This is a genomic window from Hyphomicrobium methylovorum (genome assembly GCF_013626205.1).
GTDB classification, from domain to species: Bacteria; Pseudomonadota; Alphaproteobacteria; order Rhizobiales; family Hyphomicrobiaceae; genus Hyphomicrobium_B; species Hyphomicrobium_B methylovorum.
Genome location: NZ_QHJE01000001.1, coordinates 1,465,317 through 1,481,317, shown reverse-complemented (window position 1 = coordinate 1,481,317; position 16,001 = coordinate 1,465,317). Strand labels below are relative to the sequence as shown.

General features: G+C 59.7%; 16 protein-coding genes. 2 read left to right on the top strand and 14 right to left on the bottom strand.

What is annotated here, in order from left to right; translation table 11 throughout:
- Positions 1–36: 36 nt before the first annotated feature.
- From DLM45_RS07225 to DLM45_RS07210, 4 genes are all read right to left on the bottom strand, one after another.
- A complete protein-coding gene (locus DLM45_RS07225; RefSeq protein WP_181336493.1) occupies positions 37–474 on the bottom strand; it encodes a DUF1178 family protein in 438 nt (145 codons plus the stop codon).
- Positions 471–1,346 (bottom strand): carbon-nitrogen hydrolase family protein, encoded by an 876-nt coding sequence (locus tag DLM45_RS07220; RefSeq protein ID WP_181336492.1) that lies wholly within the window; start codon positions 1,344–1,346, stop codon positions 471–473. Before DLM45_RS07220 ends, DLM45_RS07225 begins: the two co-directional genes overlap by 4 nt.
- A 3-nt stretch (positions 1,347–1,349) precedes the next feature.
- Positions 1,350–1,619 carry a glutaredoxin 3 gene (grxC, locus tag DLM45_RS07215; protein ID WP_181336491.1) on the bottom strand — a complete coding sequence of 90 codons (270 nt, stop codon included), beginning with the start codon at positions 1,617–1,619 and terminating at the stop codon, positions 1,350–1,352.
- Between the two features lie 125 nt (positions 1,620–1,744).
- The gene (locus DLM45_RS07210) at positions 1,745–2,542 is read right to left on the bottom strand and encodes a ComF family protein (protein WP_181338221.1); all 798 of its coding nucleotides are present in this window, start codon (positions 2,540–2,542) and stop codon (positions 1,745–1,747) included.
- Between the two features lie 78 nt (positions 2,543–2,620).
- Between DLM45_RS07210 and DLM45_RS07205 the strand changes: the two genes are divergently transcribed.
- The gene (locus DLM45_RS07205) at positions 2,621–3,526 is read left to right on the top strand and encodes a class I SAM-dependent methyltransferase (RefSeq protein ID WP_181336490.1); all 906 of its coding nucleotides are present in this window, start codon (positions 2,621–2,623) and stop codon (positions 3,524–3,526) included.
- Here DLM45_RS07205 and mutT read toward each other — a convergent pair.
- The 4 genes from mutT to DLM45_RS07185 all read right to left on the bottom strand — a co-directional run bounded on the left by mutT (position 3,495) and on the right by DLM45_RS07185 (position 6,871).
- The gene (mutT, locus tag DLM45_RS07200) at positions 3,495–3,899 is read right to left on the bottom strand and encodes an 8-oxo-dGTP diphosphatase MutT (RefSeq protein WP_181336489.1); all 405 of its coding nucleotides are present in this window, start codon (positions 3,897–3,899) and stop codon (positions 3,495–3,497) included. The genes DLM45_RS07205 and mutT overlap by 32 nt on opposite strands.
- Positions 3,896–4,552, bottom strand: a complete 657-nt coding sequence (locus DLM45_RS07195) for a thiopurine S-methyltransferase (protein ID WP_181336488.1) — start codon at positions 4,550–4,552, stop codon at positions 3,896–3,898. Before DLM45_RS07195 ends, mutT begins: the two co-directional genes overlap by 4 nt.
- 13 nt (positions 4,553–4,565) lie before the next feature.
- On the bottom strand, positions 4,566–5,813 hold the full coding sequence (gene argJ / locus DLM45_RS07190) for a bifunctional glutamate N-acetyltransferase/amino-acid acetyltransferase ArgJ (protein ID WP_181336487.1): 1,248 nt from the start codon (positions 5,811–5,813) through the stop codon (positions 4,566–4,568).
- 104 nt (positions 5,814–5,917) lie between these two features.
- Positions 5,918–6,871: a peptidylprolyl isomerase gene (locus DLM45_RS07185; protein ID WP_181336486.1), complete on the bottom strand. Its 954-nt coding sequence runs from the start codon at positions 6,869–6,871 to the stop codon at positions 5,918–5,920.
- Positions 6,872–7,220: 349 nt separating this feature from the next.
- Here DLM45_RS07185 and secA point away from each other — a divergent pair, with 349 nt between their 5' ends.
- Complete coding sequence (gene secA, locus DLM45_RS07180; protein WP_181336485.1) at positions 7,221–10,175, top strand: preprotein translocase subunit SecA; 2,955 nt, start codon at positions 7,221–7,223, stop codon at positions 10,173–10,175.
- A gap of 106 nt (positions 10,176–10,281) precedes the next feature.
- Here secA and DLM45_RS07175 read toward each other — a convergent pair whose 3' ends face one another.
- From DLM45_RS07175 to DLM45_RS07150, 6 genes are all read right to left on the bottom strand, one after another.
- Complete coding sequence (locus DLM45_RS07175; RefSeq protein WP_181336484.1) at positions 10,282–10,881, bottom strand: TIGR00645 family protein; 600 nt, start codon at positions 10,879–10,881, stop codon at positions 10,282–10,284.
- A gap of 93 nt (positions 10,882–10,974) precedes the next feature.
- A complete protein-coding gene (locus DLM45_RS07170) occupies positions 10,975–11,964 on the bottom strand; it encodes a L,D-transpeptidase family protein (protein WP_246317209.1) in 990 nt (329 codons plus the stop codon).
- Positions 11,965–12,144: 180 nt separating this feature from the next.
- A complete protein-coding gene (locus DLM45_RS07165; protein ID WP_181336483.1) occupies positions 12,145–12,699 on the bottom strand; it encodes a DUF2478 domain-containing protein in 555 nt (184 codons plus the stop codon).
- 130 nt (positions 12,700–12,829) lie between these two features.
- On the bottom strand, positions 12,830–13,768 hold the full coding sequence (locus DLM45_RS07160; protein ID WP_181336482.1) for a L,D-transpeptidase family protein: 939 nt from the start codon (positions 13,766–13,768) through the stop codon (positions 12,830–12,832).
- A 16-nt stretch (positions 13,769–13,784) separates the two neighbouring features.
- Positions 13,785–14,756, bottom strand: a complete 972-nt coding sequence (locus DLM45_RS07155) for a L,D-transpeptidase family protein (RefSeq protein WP_181336481.1) — start codon at positions 14,754–14,756, stop codon at positions 13,785–13,787.
- A 163-nt stretch (positions 14,757–14,919) separates the two neighbouring features.
- On the bottom strand, positions 14,920–15,954 hold the full coding sequence (locus DLM45_RS07150) for an acetyl-CoA carboxylase carboxyltransferase subunit alpha (protein ID WP_246317208.1): 1,035 nt from the start codon (positions 15,952–15,954) through the stop codon (positions 14,920–14,922).
- Positions 15,955–16,001 lie beyond the last annotated feature (47 nt).

Genomic DNA, 16,001 nt, shown 5'->3' with positions numbered 1-16,001 from the left:
CATATGAACCGCGCGCGGTAAGACATGCCTCGGCGCTCAGTCCAGGTCTTCGGGCAGGCGGGGCAATACACCGAACGGAATGCCGTCGTTAAAGAGGGCTCGAGCTTCTTCGAAAGTCGAATTGCCGCGAATACTGCGCTCTTCGGTTTCGCCGAAATGGATCTTTCGCGCCTCCTCTGCGAAGCGCGTTCCCACGTCCTCGGAATTCTCAATCACGGTCTTTCGGGCGGCGCGCAGAGCGGCCAGCTCAGACGGATTGTGATTGGTTTCAGCGTGTTCGGCTTGCGGCTTTACCGATGCAGCGCGACGGCTCGATACGACGGCCGGCGCCATCGGCAGCTTCTCGATTGTCGTAGACCCGCACAACGGACAGGCAACGTCACCCGTTTTGGCCTGAACGTCATAGTCTGCGCTTGATCGAAACCAGCTTTCAAATTCGTGGCCGCTGGAGCAGCCGAGGCGATAACGGATCATTGTTCGTGGGCGGCCTCAAGTGGGGTCGTCGAAATCGTCACGACCTCGAACGAACGGTCGTGCGTCAGCGACGGCACGCGGCGGCGAACATCGTCGATGCGCGTCACGTCGATATCGGCAACCACAACTCCGGGCTCGGATCCGGCGTCCGCCAAAACCTCGCCCCACGGAGAGATGATGAGGCTATGCCCGAACGTCTCGCGCCCGTTCTCGTGATGTCCCGTCTGCCCTGCAGCCAGAACAAACGTTTCCGTTTCGATTGCGCGCGACCTGAGGAGCGTATGCCAATGCGCTTGACCGGTGATACGGGTGAAGGCGGCCGGCGATGCGATGAACTTCGCGCCGCCCTTCGCAAGCGCGCGATGCAGCGCCGGAAAACGCACATCGTAACAGATCGTCATTCCGAGCATGCCCCACGGCAAGCCCGCGAGAACGGCGCTCGTTCCAGCTTGGTAGTTGACGCTCTCGCTGTAGATCTCGCCATTGCCGAGATCGACGTCGAACATATGAATCTTATCGTAGCGCGCTGCGATCTCGCCGTTTGGCGCAAACAGATAAGACCGGTTCGTAAGCCGCCGCTCGCCAACTTTGACGGCGATCGAACCAATGTGCAGCCAGACCTTGCGATCCCGCGCCGTATCGGAGAACGCCGCAAGAGCCGCGTTGCCAGCTTCGGGGTGCGTTTCCGCCATCAGCCGATCCGCGTCGAGCTCCATCAGCGTTGTGCATTCCGGCGTCTGGATATAGTCGGCCTTCTGCGAGGCCGCATCTCGGATCAGGGCGGTGGCATCGGCGACGTTGCGAGATACGTCGCGGCCAGCGCACATCTGTACGAGGGCTGCGCGAAAGCCTGAGCCCGATGCGAATGACATTGGTTAAGCCGATGTGGTTCGAGAAAGAAGGTCGTCGAGTTTTCCGGAGCGCTCAAGATCCAGGAGGTCGTCACATCCGCCGACGTGGAGATCGTCGATCCAGATTTGCGGAACGGTATGCCGCCCGCCAGCGCGTACCCGAAGGTCGGCGCGCAGGTCGCTGCGCCCTGTCAGATCGACTTCCTCGAACGCGGCGCCTTTACGCCGCAAAAGGTCCTTCGCCATATGGCAATAGCAGCAGTTACCTGCCGTATAGACCGTCACTTTGTGCATCGTCGCGGCGTCTCCATTCGCCCGTTTTCATGCCAGCCCCAAGCCTACCTTGTTCGCGCAATCATGCAAACACGCATCGCTCGATTTGCGCCTCTGTGCCGCGCCAATCGGGCGGAATGATGCGCCTACGGAGCCGTATCGGAAACAATTGCCAACGCCAGGATATCAACGCGGCTTGCTCCGGCGCGTTTTAAGGCTTTGGCGGCGGCCCCAGCGGTCGCGCCACTCGTAATAACGTCATCGATCAACAGTACGGCCTTTCCCGCCACCGCCGATACGCCATTCGAAGAAACCTGGAATGCACCCGCCACATTTCTGAGGCGTTTCGCTTTGCTCAGCCCGATCTGATGCTTGGTCGACCGGGATCGTTGCAAAGCGAAAGGTTTCACAGGTTTCGACGACCGGCGCCCAATCTCCGACGCTAGAATTTGAGCCTGATTGAACCGACGCGAAAGCAGCCGCCATCGAGCAAGCGGAATGGGAACGATGACATCAGCGCCAGCGATGAGATCGCGCCCAGCGTCCATCAGCCATCGGCCGAACAGCCCGCGCGCGTTGTGATTGTCGTGAAATTTGAATGCGTGAATGAGATCGCGCATTTTGCCATCGAAGCGGGCAACAGCGCGGGCCCGGTCATAGTCCGGCGGGTCGGCAACGGCGGCTGCGGAGAGCATCGCGCCGCCCGTATCGTAAGGCATCGGCAGCCCCAGCCGGTCGCACAGCGGCGGGCGCACGAAATCGATCTGGCGCCAGCATTTCGGGCAAAGGGCATTGTGCGCCATGATTCTCGACGCGCATCCGAGGCATACCGGAGGAAGGACGATATCGAGGAGGTTGCGGGCGGCGCCGGATAAGCTGGCAAACGCAGTGTTTCTGCGGACCGACTCTGTCGGTTCTTCGTCAATTTCCGAAACCGGCCTCATGCTTCCCGACGTCGTTTCCATTGCGGAAGCCTATCGCAACAGGCTATCGCCAGCGAGACTGAATTTGGAAAAGTAGAAATGCCCGGCGCTCCACAGATCTTCGACCGACCTCTTTTGCGCCAACGGCGGGATCGCATCGCCAACGGCGAACCGAAACCGGGATGCGAGTTTCTACTGTCTCGCGTCGCTGAAGACTTTGTCGAGCGGCTCGGTATCATCCGCCGGGATTTTCCGCTCACGGTCAATCTCGGTGCATATGACGGATTGCTCTCGCGAGAGTTGCGCCGCCTTCCAAATCTGCACCGCATAATCGATGTGGAATATTCGTCTGCTTTGGCGGCCCGAGATGTGGGCGAGAGGGTCGTGGCGGACGAGGAAGCCTTGCCTTTCGCGCCGCAAAGTCTTGATCTCGTCGTGTCCGGGCTCGCGCTTCATCTCGTGAATGATCTTCCTGGAGCGCTCGTCCAGATCAACCGCGCCTTGCGGCCGGACGGCCTATTTCTGGCAGCGCTGCTCGGCGGAACGACGCTGACGGAGCTTCGGGAAGCGTGGCTGCTGGCCGAGGAAGAGGTGCTGGGTGGCGCGTCTCCGCGAGTGGCGCCGTGTGCAGATGTTCGCGATTTGGGTGCGTTGTTGCAGCGTGCGGGGTTTGCGTTGCCCGTGGCCGACAGCGATGTGGTGGACGTAACGTACGCGTCGCCGTTCGCCCTGATGCAAGATGTGAAGGCGATGGCGGCGAGCAATATGCTGATCGAGCGGAGCCGCCGCCCGGTCACACGGTCTTTGCTTCTGCGCGCCGCCGAAATTTATGCCGAAAAGTTCCCCGCTCCGGGTGGCCGCGTCCGCGCGACGTTCGAGATCATTACATTGACCGGTTGGGTGCCGCACGAAAGCCAGCAAAAGCCGCTCGCCCCAGGTTCGGCAACGACGCGATTGGCGGATGTCTTGAAACCTAGCTCAAAAGATCCCGAAGCCAAGGAATGAGCGGTTCATCCGCGGGGGGCATCCGATAGCGCGAGAGCTCGAGCGCGCGGACCCAGGTGATCTCCTGCCCCTCGCGCGGCGTGATCTCGCCGTCCCAGTTTTTGCAGAGATACAGCGGCATCAGCAGGTGAAACGTTTCGTACTCGTGACTCGCGAAATTAAACGGCGCGAGGCAAGTGCGGCACAGCTCTATGCCAAGCTCTTCCTTGATTTCGCGGCAGAGCGCATCTTCCGGCGTCTCGCCGGCTTCAATCTTTCCGCCAGGGAATTCCCAGAATCCCGCCATCGATTTTCCGGCCGGGCGCTGAGCGAGCAGGATGCGCTTGTCGTCATCGATCAGCGCGACAGCCGCAACAAGGACGAGAGGTTTCATTTGCGCTTCAGCAAGTACGCAGTCTCGATCAGAGAGGTGACACCGCGCCGTTTAAGGCTCGGACTGAACTCAAGCCGCTCGCGCTCGTTGAGCACGCTGATGTCAAAGAGCTTGCCGTATAGCCGCTCCACTTCCTCTTTCGGCACCGAAAACGGAGGCCCGGACATCTCATTTTCGGGGTAGCTGAGCCCGATCAGAAGAATTTTCGCTTCGACCGGAATGAGGGCGGCGAGCTTATCTGCATACTGGCGGCGCTTATCGGCGGGGAGCGCAATCAGGGCTGCACGATCATAAACTGCGTGCACGTCTTGCAGCGCGGACGCCGTGAGATCGAAGAAATCGCCGCGATAAAGCCGGAACGGACCAACCGAATAAATATCGAACGGACTATCAGACGATTGCTCGGGCTGCTGGCCACCCTCCAGGAAAAATTCCCGAATTGCGATTTCCGACAATTCGATGCCGACAATCCGATGCCCTTGCGCCGCGAGCCACACCATATCTCGGCTCTTTCCAGCCAGTGGAACGAACACCGAGCTCCCCACCGGAAGGCCGAGATCAGGCCAAAAACGCTGCAATTGCTCGTGGATGTGGGGCTGATGAAAGCCTATGTCGCGCCGTTGCCAGCGTTCGTCCCAAAAAGCTTTATCCATACGGTTCGCGCACTCAGCTTCGATAATCTGCGTTGATTGAGATATACGCGTGCGTGAGATCACAGGTCCAGACTGTTGCGCTCGCTTTGCCGACGCCGACATCGATTCGAATGTCGATCTCACCATTCTTCATATACTGAGCCGCAGTTTCTTCATCGTAACTTTCTGCGCGTTCTCCATTGCGCGCCACGCAATGCGGGCCGAACCAGATCGAAAGCTTGTCGCGGTTCGCCGCTTCCCCAGATTTGCCGACCGCCATGACAACGCGACCCCAATTCGGGTCTTCGCCAGCAATCGCGGCCTTGAGGATCGAAGAATTGGCACATGCGAGTGCGATTTTGCGCGCCGCCGCCCAGGTCTTCGCGCCCTCGACCGTAAGGGTAACGAATTTCGAAAGACCTTCGCCGTCTTTGGCAACTTGAATTGCAAGATCGCGCATCAAATCGTGCAGGGCGTCAGAAAATCCAGCGAGCTTTTTCGATTTTGCCTTCGAGACGAGCTTCTGCCCGCGCTCGGCAGCCCGGCCGGTTGCGAATGCAAGGCAAGTGTCACTGGTCGACGTATCGCCATCGATCGTCATGCAGTTAAACGTCGTTTGCGCGTGCTCGGAGATCAGATGCTGAAGGGCCTCTGCAGAAATTGCGGCATCCGTGAAGATGAAACAAAGCATCGTCGCCATATCGGGTGCAATCATGCCGGCACCCTTGCAGAAGCCGTTGATCGTGACCTCGGTGTCGCCGATGAAGGCTTGGCGCGTGGCGAGCTTCGGATAGGTGTCCGTCGTCATGATTGCCCGCGCCGCGTCTTCAAACGCATCCGGCTCCGCGCTTTCAGCGAGACTGGTCAGCAGGTGCGAAAACTTCGTGGCGTCCAGCGGCTCGCCGATGACGCCCGTCGAGGCCACAAACACCTCGTGCGGTTTCGCTCCGGTCGCTTCAACGGCGTACTCGACTGTGAGGGCAACCGCATCGTGGCCCTTCTGTCCAGTGAAGGCGTTGGCGTTCCCGGAATTGACGACCAGTGCGCGCGCTTCGCCTTTCCGCAGGTGTTTGCGGCACGCGAGAACCGGCGCGGAAGCGGTTTTCGATTGCGTGAGAACGCCAGCCACCGCCGTGCCCTCGGCCATCACCGCGAGCAGAAGATCGGTGCGCTTTTTGTATCGGATTCCAGCTTCAGCCGTTGCAAAGGCAACGCCATCGATGGCGGGCAGCCGTGCAAGAGATGCGGGTGCAAACGGCGAGACGGGAGAAGCTTTGGCCATGGGAACCTCCGGGACAGAGGTTTCGTGAAACAGATCGGGCCGCCATAATCAAGCGGCCCGATACAATAGAGATGAGGAATTGCTTCGGTTGACTGAAGCAGAGCTTAAGGCTTCGGAGCCTCTGCGGGGGCATCGGCCTTCGGCGCGTCCGTCTTGGCAGCGTCAGCGGGAGCCGCGTCCTTCTTCTTGCTCTCTTCTGCCTGCTTCTGCACCATCGCTTCGCGTTCCGAGATGGCCTTCTTGACCTCCGGGTCGACGATTTCAATCTTCGCCTTCGAGCGGAGCGCCACGGCGGCCTTCTGCGCCTTCTGCAGCAGCATCGACTGAATGATGCGATCCTTCACGACGTCGAACGCCGGCGGCTCTTTGGTGCGACGGTCTTCGAGTTTGACCAGATGCCAGCCGAACTGAGTCTTGAGCGGTTCCGAAACTTCGCCCTTTTTCATTTTGAAGACGATGCTCTCGAACTGCGGCACCATCTGCCCATGGCCGAAGTAACCGAGGTTTCCGCCGTCGTCCTTCGAGCCGGGATCTTTCGAGTTTTCTTTTGCAAGTTCCGCGAAGTCGCCGCCCTTGTCGATCTGGGCTTTGAGTTCCTTGGCCTTATCTTCGGTTTCGACAAGAATATGCCGCGCCGAGACTTCCTCGACCGGCGGCATCAACTTCACTTGCTCGTCATATGATTTGCGGGCATCCGCATCCGTCACGGACGACTTGATCGTCTTTTCGAAGTACATCTCCCGGAGCGCCCGGCGCTTCAGGTACGCGAGGCGCGTGGCGAATTCCGGCGACTGCTCGAGCTTCTCAGCTTCCGCCGCTTCCGCGAAGAGCTGGTTATCGATCAGAAATTCCAGCAAAGACGTGCGCTTCTGCGCGCCGGGCATGCTGCCGAGGTCGCCACCGATCTCGCTCTCGGCAACCGCCAGATCACCCTCGGTAATCGGCTTGCCGTCGATTGTGGCGATGACCTTATCTTCAGCAAAAGCAGGGCTCGTCGGAGATCCCAGCAGTGAAGCCCCGAATAGGAGTGCGAGGGCGGCGAACGGAATGCGCGTCATCGGTGGGGGCTCCGAGATTAAATTGTCCAAAACGCCGGTCATCGGCGAGCGGGCCTCGATAGCGGCCCTGGCTCTGAAATCCAAGTTAATATTTGAACATCAGCGCAAACACAGCACTCCATAGCCTATCAACCAACATTGACAGTCAGGGGGGCGAGTTCTTATGTCTGCCGCAGATCGTATGGGCTTTGCGCCCGTCTCGACACTTTGACGCGCCGAGGGAAGGGCTTGAAGCAGGCGCGGCGGGTATACCCTAGCCGCGCATTTTTCGCTGATGCAACCCGGTGAATGCAACCTGAGGCCCGAACGCGCCGCGCGCGGGTGACGAAATTTTAGGACGGATTTCCAAATGCTCTCGTTCGGTGGTTTGGCTTCGAAGATTTTCGGCTCGTCGAATGATCGCAAGGTCAAAAGTTTCCGCGGTCGCGTCGCTGAGATCAATGCGCTTGAAAGCGAGGTCGAGGCGCTGTCCGACGATCAGCTCCGAGCGCGCACAGAGGAATTTCGCAAACGGCTGGCGGAAGGCGCAACTCTCGACGACCTTCTCGTTCCGGCTTTTGCCACGGTTCGCGAAGCGGCGAAGCGCTCACTCGGTCAGCGCCACTTCGACGTTCAGCTGATCGGCGGCATGGTTCTGCACGAAGGCAACATCGCCGAGATGCGAACCGGCGAAGGTAAAACGCTCGTTGCAACGCTGCCCGTTTATCTCAATGCGCTTGCGGGCAAAGGCGTCCACGTCGTCACCGTTAACGACTATCTTGCCAAGCGCGACTCCGACTGGATGGGACAGGTCTACCGCTTCCTCGGCCTGACCGTCGATTGCATCATTCACGACATGAGCGACGAGGACCGCAAGAAGGCCTACGCCGCCGACGTCACCTACGCGACGAACAATGAGCTTGGGTTCGACTATCTGCGCGACAACATGAAGATCAATCTCGAAGAGATGGTCCAGCGTCCGCACACCTACGCCATCGTCGACGAAGTTGACTCGATCCTGATCGACGAAGCGCGCACACCGCTCATCATTTCTGGTCCGCTCGACGACCGCGCCGAACTTTATCAGTCCATCGATGAACTGATGAAGCTTCTTGAGCCGGAAGATTTCGAACTCGACGAAAAGCAGCGTCAAGTCTCGCTGTCGGAAGTCGGCAACGAAAAGATGGAGAAAGAGCTCGAGAAGCGCGGGCTTCTTACCGGCTCGCTCTACGACATCGACAACGTCACGATCGTGCACCATCTCAATCAGGCGCTGAAAGCGCACAAGATGTTCCAGCGCGATAAGGATTACATCGTCAAAGGCGGACAGGTCGTCATCATTGACGAGTTCACGGGCCGCATGATGCCGGGCCGTCGCTATTCGGAAGGGCTGCATCAGGCGCTCGAAGCCAAGGAACACGTTGAGGTCCAGCCCGAGAACCAGACGCTCGCGCAGATCACGTTCCAGAACTACTTCCGTCTGTACAAGAAACTTGCTGGCATGACGGGCACGGCCCTCACCGAAGCAAGCGAATTCCTCGACATCTACGGGCTTGAGGTCGTCGACATTCCGACCAACCTGGAAGTTCGGCGCATCGACGAAGACGACGAGATCTATCGCAGCCAGAAAGAAAAGCTGGCGGCGATCGTGATGTCCATCGCTGACGCGAAGAGCCGCAGCCAGCCGGTCCTCGTCGGCACCACATCGATCGAGAAATCCGAGCAGCTTTCAGAGCTGCTCAAAGACCCCAAGTATTTCCTGGATCTCGCCAAGACGCTCGACAAGCAGGCCGACGAGATCAAGCCGGGCAAAGATGACGAACTGCGCCAGCACCTCATCGACATGTCAGGGTTGCTGAAGAAGTACGTGCAGGAGGCGGCAAAGGGTAAGCATGACCCGATCCCGCATCAGGTTCTGAACGCACGCTATCACGAGCAGGAAGCCAGCATCGTCGCGCAGGCCGGCGGCCTCGGCGCGGTAACGATCGCGACCAACATGGCTGGCCGCGGTACCGACATTCAGCTTGGCGGTAACGCAGAGTTCCGCCTGCGCGATTGGATTACCGAAGAGACAAAGAAAGGCACGCCGCCGGACGAAGACGCGATCAAAAAGATGCGCGCTGAGTTCAACGCTGACGTGTCGACCAAAAAGCGCCAGGCTCTGGAAGCTGGTGGTCTGTACGTTCTCGCGACGGAACGCCACGAAAGCCGCCGCATCGACAACCAGCTTCGCGGCCGCTCAGGCCGTCAGGGTGACCCCGGCCGCTCCAAGTTCTTCCTCGCGCTCGACGACGATCTGATGCGGATCTTCGGCTCGAAGCGGATGGAGAAGGTTCTGCAGACGCTGGGCCTCAAGGAAGGCGAAGCGATCACCCATCCGTGGATGAACAAGTCGCTCGAGACCGCTCAGAAAAAGGTCGAAGAGCGCAACTTCGATATCCGCAAGCAGATCCTGAAATACGACGACGTGATGAACGATCAGCGCAAGGTCATCTTCGATCAGCGCCTGGACATCATGGGGCAGGAAGACGTTTCGGAAACGGTTGTCGAGCTGCGCGATCAGTTGGTGGAAGAGCTGGTCACGCGCTTCATCCCGCCGTCTGCATATGCAGAGCAGTGGGACACCGAATCCCTCAAGGAAGCACTGAGCGATATCTTCGCGCTCGATCTGCCGATCAGCGAATGGGCAGCCGAGGAAGGCATTGCCGATGAAGAGATCAAGCACCGCGTCATCCAGGCGGTGCAGGCCAAGGTCGACGCCAAGGTCCAGGAACTCGGACCTGAGCTCTATCGCCAGATCGAAAAGATGGTCCTGCTGCAGACGCTGGATCACCTCTGGCGCGAGCACATCGTAACGCTTGAGCATCTGCGTCAGGTGATCGGCTTCCGCGCATACGGTCAGCGCGATCCGCTGAACGAATACAAGTCGGAAGGCTTCATCCTGTTTGAAGGCATGCTGGGACGTCTCCGCGAAAACGTCGTCGGCCAGTTGATGCATGTCGAAATGGCGCCGCCGGAAGACCAGCCGGCTCTCCAGCCCGTCGATCTGCCGCCGATGCAGGCGCACCATCTTGATCCGACGACCGGCCGCGACGAGTTCGAGCGTGATCCCGAGCTGGCAATGGCTGGCGCCGCGATCGCTGGTGCCAGAGCCCGTCGCGACGCAGGCCCGGAACCGGAACGGCGCGCGCCGCTTCAAAGCCGCCGCAGCGAAGGTGATCTCGATCCGCGCGATCCGGCAACGTGGGGTCGCGTGTCTCGCAATGCTCTTTGCCCGTGTGGATCGGGCAAGAAATACAAGCATTGCCACGGCAAAATGGACTAACTGAAACTAAAACGGCGGGAGCGATTTTGATCGTCCCGCCGTTTTTCTTTGTCCCGGCCGCATCCAGATCGGATGCTTCGGCCGGTGGTGATCTAGCGCAGCACGATCAGTGCGTTCCGCTCTTCGTCGTATTGCTGGCGTTGGATGCTGTATCATCGGCCAGCGGCGTGTTGTGGCCTGGCTGATGCCCCGCGATGCGATCTGATAGTGCGAGCAGAACGCTCGACACCACAAACACGATGTGGATCACGACGAGCCAGAACAGCTCCTTCTCGCGCTCAGGTGTCACTGATCCAAGCGACATGAACTGCCGCAGCAACTGCACGGCGGAAATCGCAACGATCGACGAGAGCATCTTCAGCTTCAGCGCAGCGAAATCGATCGTGCCCATCCATTCAGGACGGTCGCCATGCTCGGAGTGATCCATCTTCGATACGAAGTTCTCGTAGCCGGAAAAGATCACAATAATCAGCAGCGAGCCCGTCAGCGTCAGATCGACGAGCGTCAGCAAGCCCAGGATGACGTCGGACTCGGTTGACGTGAACGCGCCGGTTCCAAGATGCACAAGTTCTGCAAGAAATTTGATCAGCAAAATGACCAGCGCCAAAGCGAGGCCGAAATAGAATGGGGCAAGCAGCCATCGAGAACTGAAAAGCAGGTTCTCAAGAGCAATCTCGACGCGCTTGGCAATCGACTTCTCAGCCATAGGAGAACGATCCTCATTGAATAAAGTAGACCGCGCCCTATGTGGCGAGCCTTCGAGGCCGTGACAAGTAGCGGGCTAAGCGACCGAATATCCTTAGCGAACAAGCGGCCAGGAGAACGTTGGCGTCGGTGTGCTTTCGAGTTCGAGGCTGCTGGACTGGATCTGCGGAATGGGCGCAGCACGCGCAGTCAGCCTCGGCATAACGGGCGTCGGTGCCGGAACCTGCCGCAGCCAATCTTCCTGATCGCGGATTTCTGCCAGCGTCGGCGCACACGCATTTAGCGGCGTCATCGCTTCGTTCGCCATTGTCTCGCGGAAGATATAACGCCCGCCACACGCGGTGACGGCGGGAGGCCGCAACGTCCGTTCGAAAAGATCGGATCCTTCCTTGAGATTGGTCCAGAACGCTTTCCATGGAGACGCATCATGCGCCGCCATGTTCAGCTCTGTCATGCGGAATGGAAGAATATGAAGCGGCACGATCTGCTGACCCGAATTGACCGCAGCCGTCGTCAGATCGTGAATTTCGTCGGAGACCGGATTCGTCATGGCGAAGCAGCCAATCGACGAGCATCCGCCGTGGATGAGAATGTCCGAACCCGTCCGCGCCTGCGACTGATCGAGAATGTTCGGATAGCCGATGTTGAGCGAATTGGGCCACCGTCCGACGTGCCGCGTCTGCGCGCGCGTCATGGTATAGAAACCTTCCGGCGCTTGCCGGTCGCCATCGGTCAGCTTCGGCCCAAGCGTGCCCGACCAATGGCAAATCGGATAGGTCGCGAACAGAACATATCTGCCGCTCTTGAGCTTCCATATCTCAAGTTCTGACTCGGCCTTGAAGATGCGGATGAGAATAGGGTCCGAGAGCGTAACGCCCTTCTCCTGCAACCGGTCTTGCAAGATCGCGACGTTCGGCGTGCCAGGCAGAGGCAGTGCCCCCGCTGCCGCAGCTCGCTGCCGCTCTACGCGATCAGCCGCGACGTCTTTGAGTTCAATGGTGAGAGCGTGCGCAGTATCGGTTCCAGCCCAGGCAAGCGCCATCACTGCGAACATCGCCAGCTGAAATGAGCTGCGGAACATCATGGAACGCTTTGACCGGATTATACCAATGAGCCGAGCCCCTATTATTGCCGAGGCCGGACCGTTTCGAAGTGTCATTTTGCCAACACTCCCCGAAATTTGGGCCGCCGGCGAGGCGTTTGTCGGGTATTTCCACGCCTGATTCGCCGCCTGTTGGAGCGGACGTCGAACCGCTTGTTCGGATCAAAGCTGGGCGTTTGGCCTACGAACTGCTGCCTCGGCCTTATGAGCACGCAGCGCCGCGAACCAATCGAACAATGCCGTCGAGTTCGGCGCCAGATCTTCTGCGACAGGGGCGAAAGCCCGCCACGCGTCGAGATGCTTCTCTGAAACCGCGGTCAGGATCGGTATGCCGAGACGCATCGCGGTTTCAAATGCTGGCCGAATGCCGCCGCCACCGGCTTCGAGCTTTCCGAACTTGCTGAGGACGACGATGTCCGCCGCTGCGATCTTGCGCAGAACGCTTGCCGACGCCGCTTCCGCGCCGGACGCGTCGACGTGGCAGGACGTTCCGGCGGGCGGCGCGTCCAGGAAGATCGAGTGCCGTTCGTCCGTGCCGATGACGCGCAGCGCACCAGCACTGCAGACCTGCTCGACGGCGCTGATGGGTTCCTCAATCAGCCCGGCGACACGAACGCCTTCGGCGAGCCACGTATCGACCACTTCAAGAAATAGACTCTGCACGCGTGTGCTTGATGCGCCGATGACAGCGGCGACTCGGTCCGGGGCTCCGGCCATGCAAGGTCTCCCACGTCAATCGTTGGAAGGCGCGTCTGGATTGCTTCAATTGCGTGAGTTTATGCGCAGGCGACGGGCGCTTCAACGATGCTTTTCTCGCCGGATCGAAGCTCGGCGCAGGCGCGAAAGATCAACGCGTTGCGCGCGCAGGCGCAGGTGCTTTGGCAGCAGCGTCAGCCGCCGTCCGGTTGCAGCGTGTTTCAATTATGCCGTCTCCGGACGAGCCAGGTTGGCCCGCTTCAAAGACGTAACGGCCGTCACAAACCGTCACTTTCGGCGGTATCGCGCGCTCTTCGAAAAGATCGTTGCCGATCTTGAGATCTTTCCAGAACGGCGCATCGCCCTTTTGCTCGGAGCGCGCGATCATCGCGTCAGACATCCGGAACGGATAGACCTGAACTTGGAACCGCTTTTGCCCGCCCGACAAAGCCGCCGTGACGAGCCTCCAGATTTCCGCCATCTGCGCGTCCGTCATCGCAAAGCAGCCGATCGATCCGCAGCCGCCGTGGACCATGATGAATGATCCGGTCCTCGCGCGCGACTGATCGAACGCGTTCGGATAGCCGAGATTGAACGATCGGAACCACCGGCTGTTGGGATTGAGCGCCAGCGCATCGACGGTGTAGAAGCCTTCCGGTGCCTGCCGGTCGCCTTCCTGCAGTTTCGGTCCGAGGCGCCCTGACCATCGGCAAATCGGATAGACGGCGAACTTTTGAAACACGCCGTTTCGCTGCATCCAAAGCTCGAGTTCGAATTCTCGCTTGAAGATGCGTACCAGGATCGGTGCGCCTTCCTTCAAGCCATCCTGCGCGAGGCGCTGGGGCAACTGATCGAGGTCGGGTTGACCCGGCATCGGCAATCCAAGTTCGGCGCGCAGAAGACGATGTGAGCGCTCGAAACGGATCAGTGTATCGCTGCCGCCGGGAACGTGAGGCAGCCACTGCGGCGCGAGCGCCAACGCGGCGGCACCGAAAGCGATTGTGCCAAGCGCCAAAAGCCCAAGCTTCAGACCAAGGTGTCTGCGCTTCCTGCGGTTTGGCGGAGGTATGCTGGTCGGGCCTTGAGACATGGGCTCCGGGCGCGCATCAGTTGTTTGCGACGGGTGATGATACAGCCATCGACATGCCGGACATAGCCTGCGTGCTCTGTCGCTGCTTGGCGGCGTTTATCTCGGCAATCGTCGGTTCAACGTCGGGATTGGCAATCCCTTTGAGCTTGTTGCCGCTGGCCACGGTCACTTCGCTCGGCTCAGGCAGCGGCGTGAAGGCCGTTATAGGTGGTCTGTCGAAAGCCGGGCACATGCCGGTGGGATCGGGCCGGCTGCGCGGCAGCACGTCGACGACGTAGCGGCGCTCGCAAACAGCAACATTCGGCGGCACGCGATATTTTTCGAAGTAGTCATAGCCTTGCTTCAACGGCTTCCAGTAGGCGAACCATTTGTTCGTCTTTTCCTTCGCCATGCGTGCGTTTGTCATTCGGAACGGGAACGCTTGCAGTTGGAAGCTCTGCTGCCCCGCCTTCAGGGACTCGCGCGTGAGGCCGTAAATTTCCTCCATCAACGCGTCGGTCATCGCATAGCAGCCCGCCGAGCGGCATCCACCATGAACCATCACGGAGTCGCCGGTGCGTCCCCATGCTTTGTCGTAGGCATTCGGATAACCGATGTTGAACGAGAGGTAGTATTTCGAGTTCGGGTTCATCAGCGTCGGCGTGATCGAATAGAAGCCTTCCGGCGCCTGCCGGTCACCAGACTTCAGTTTCGGCCCCGTCTCACCGGACCAATTGCAGATCGGGTAGGTCTTGAAGTGATAGAAGCGGCCGTCGTCCCGCTGCTTCCAGATTTCCAGTTCGGATTCTTCTTTGAAGACGCGAACGAACACGGGCGAACCCGGCTGCATGCCCTTCTTGGCGAGCAGCGCGAGCGTGGCTTTCGAAAGCGGAACTTCCGACGCCGGCGGAATCGTGGGCGCGCTGGAGCATGCCCCGAGCGCTGCAACCGTGGCGACGAGTAAAAGGCGGATCAGTACCCTTGACGTCTGCGAGACGCGCGTCAGCAAATCGTAACTTCCCCGAGCTTGGACTTCCCGTGCCGCCAATCGGCGGACCATAAGCGAACAAACTCAAACGACTACTGCGAGTGGACCAGCGGCAAGTCAACTCAAGTATGGTATCCGATTGCGGCGTTGCGGGGACTGACCCGAGACGACGTTTCGGATGCGCTTATCGTCCAATGGACAAAAAGCGCTCGTGCCGCTGTGCGCGGATTTCATCCGCTGTTTTGCCGTCGAACTCCGACAGCATCCGCGCAATGGCGTTACCGGTGGCGATAATCACCGATTCGCGGTCGCGATGCGCCCCACCCGTCGGCTCCTTCACAATTGCGTCGATGACGCCGAGCTGATCGAGGTCCTGGGCCGTAATCTTCATGTTGGTCGCGGCTTCTTCCTTTTTATTGCTGTCGCGCCAAATGATTGAGGCTGCGCCTTCCGGCGAGATCACCGAATAAATGGCATGTTCGAGCATAAGGATGCGGTTCGCGGTCGCGATGGCGATGGCGCCACCCGATCCACCCTCGCCGACGATCACCGCGACGATGGGCACACCGAGACGGAGGCAGCATTCGGTCGACCGCGCGATGGCTTCCGCCTGTCCACGTTCCTCGGCGCCGATGCCCGGATAAGCGCCGGGCGTATCCACGAACGTCACGATGGGAAGGCCGAACCGGTTGGCTAGTTCCATCAGCCGCACGGCTTTGCGGTATCCCTCCGGACGGGCCATGCCGAAATTGTGCTTGATCCGCTTTTCCGTGTCGGACCCTTTTTCGTGGCCGAGCACCAGCACTGGGCGGCCGCGAAACTTGCCGAGACCGCCGACGATCGCTTCGTCTTCCGCAAAGTATCGGTCACCCGCGAGAGGCGTGAAATCTTCAATGAGGCCGCCGATGAAATCGAGCGCGTGCGGCCGCTCCGGATGGCGCGCGACCAGCGTTTTCTGCCACGGCGTCAAGCGCGCGTAGGTGTCGACCAGCGCAGCCTTCGCTTTCTGTTCAAGCTTGGCGATCTCGTCCGCGATCTGCGGTCCCTTTCCGCCGGTATCGAGCGCCTTCAGCTCCGCCACCTTGTTCTCGAGTTCAAGGATCGGCTTTTCGAAGTCGAGATACGTGCGTAGGGCGGTCGTGGCGTTCACGGGCAAGGGCCTCTCGAAGTCTACAACTGAAGCGTGCGGCCGGGCACTCAAGCACCCGGCGCGCGACATTCGCCTCGACGGTCGCCAAGTGTCAAGGCGGCGTCTGAACATGGCCT

Excerpts from the sequence above, each read along its gene's own strand:
- mutT (WP_181336489.1), bottom strand. The coding sequence starts at position 3,899 with ATGAAACCTCTCGTCCTTGTTGCGGCTGTCGCGCTGATCGATGACGAC.
- DLM45_RS07165 (WP_181336483.1), bottom strand. The coding sequence starts at position 12,699 with ATGGCCGGAGCCCCGGACCGAGTCGCCGCTGTCATCGGCGCATCAAGC.
- DLM45_RS07205 (WP_181336490.1), top strand. The coding sequence starts at position 2,621 with ATGCCCGGCGCTCCACAGATCTTCGACCGACCTCTTTTGCGCCAACGG.
- DLM45_RS07170 (WP_246317209.1), bottom strand. The coding sequence starts at position 11,964 with ATGATGTTCCGCAGCTCATTTCAGCTGGCGATGTTCGCAGTGATGGCG.
- DLM45_RS07150 (WP_246317208.1), bottom strand. The coding sequence starts at position 15,954 with ATGTCGCGCGCCGGGTGCTTGAGTGCCCGGCCGCACGCTTCAGTTGTA.
- DLM45_RS07220 (WP_181336492.1), bottom strand. The coding sequence starts at position 1,346 with ATGTCATTCGCATCGGGCTCAGGCTTTCGCGCAGCCCTCGTACAGATG.
- DLM45_RS07195 (WP_181336488.1), bottom strand. The coding sequence starts at position 4,552 with ATGGATAAAGCTTTTTGGGACGAACGCTGGCAACGGCGCGACATAGGC.
- grxC (WP_181336491.1), bottom strand. The coding sequence starts at position 1,619 with ATGCACAAAGTGACGGTCTATACGGCAGGTAACTGCTGCTATTGCCAT.
- DLM45_RS07175 (WP_181336484.1), bottom strand. The coding sequence starts at position 10,881 with ATGGCTGAGAAGTCGATTGCCAAGCGCGTCGAGATTGCTCTTGAGAAC.
- DLM45_RS07185 (WP_181336486.1), bottom strand. The coding sequence starts at position 6,871 with ATGACGCGCATTCCGTTCGCCGCCCTCGCACTCCTATTCGGGGCTTCA.
- DLM45_RS07210 (WP_181338221.1), bottom strand. The coding sequence starts at position 2,542 with ATGAGGCCGGTTTCGGAAATTGACGAAGAACCGACAGAGTCGGTCCGC.
- secA (WP_181336485.1), top strand. The coding sequence starts at position 7,221 with ATGCTCTCGTTCGGTGGTTTGGCTTCGAAGATTTTCGGCTCGTCGAAT.
- DLM45_RS07225 (WP_181336493.1), bottom strand. The coding sequence starts at position 474 with ATGATCCGTTATCGCCTCGGCTGCTCCAGCGGCCACGAATTTGAAAGC.
- DLM45_RS07160 (WP_181336482.1), bottom strand. The coding sequence starts at position 13,768 with ATGTCTCAAGGCCCGACCAGCATACCTCCGCCAAACCGCAGGAAGCGC.
- argJ (WP_181336487.1), bottom strand. The coding sequence starts at position 5,813 with ATGGCCAAAGCTTCTCCCGTCTCGCCGTTTGCACCCGCATCTCTTGCA.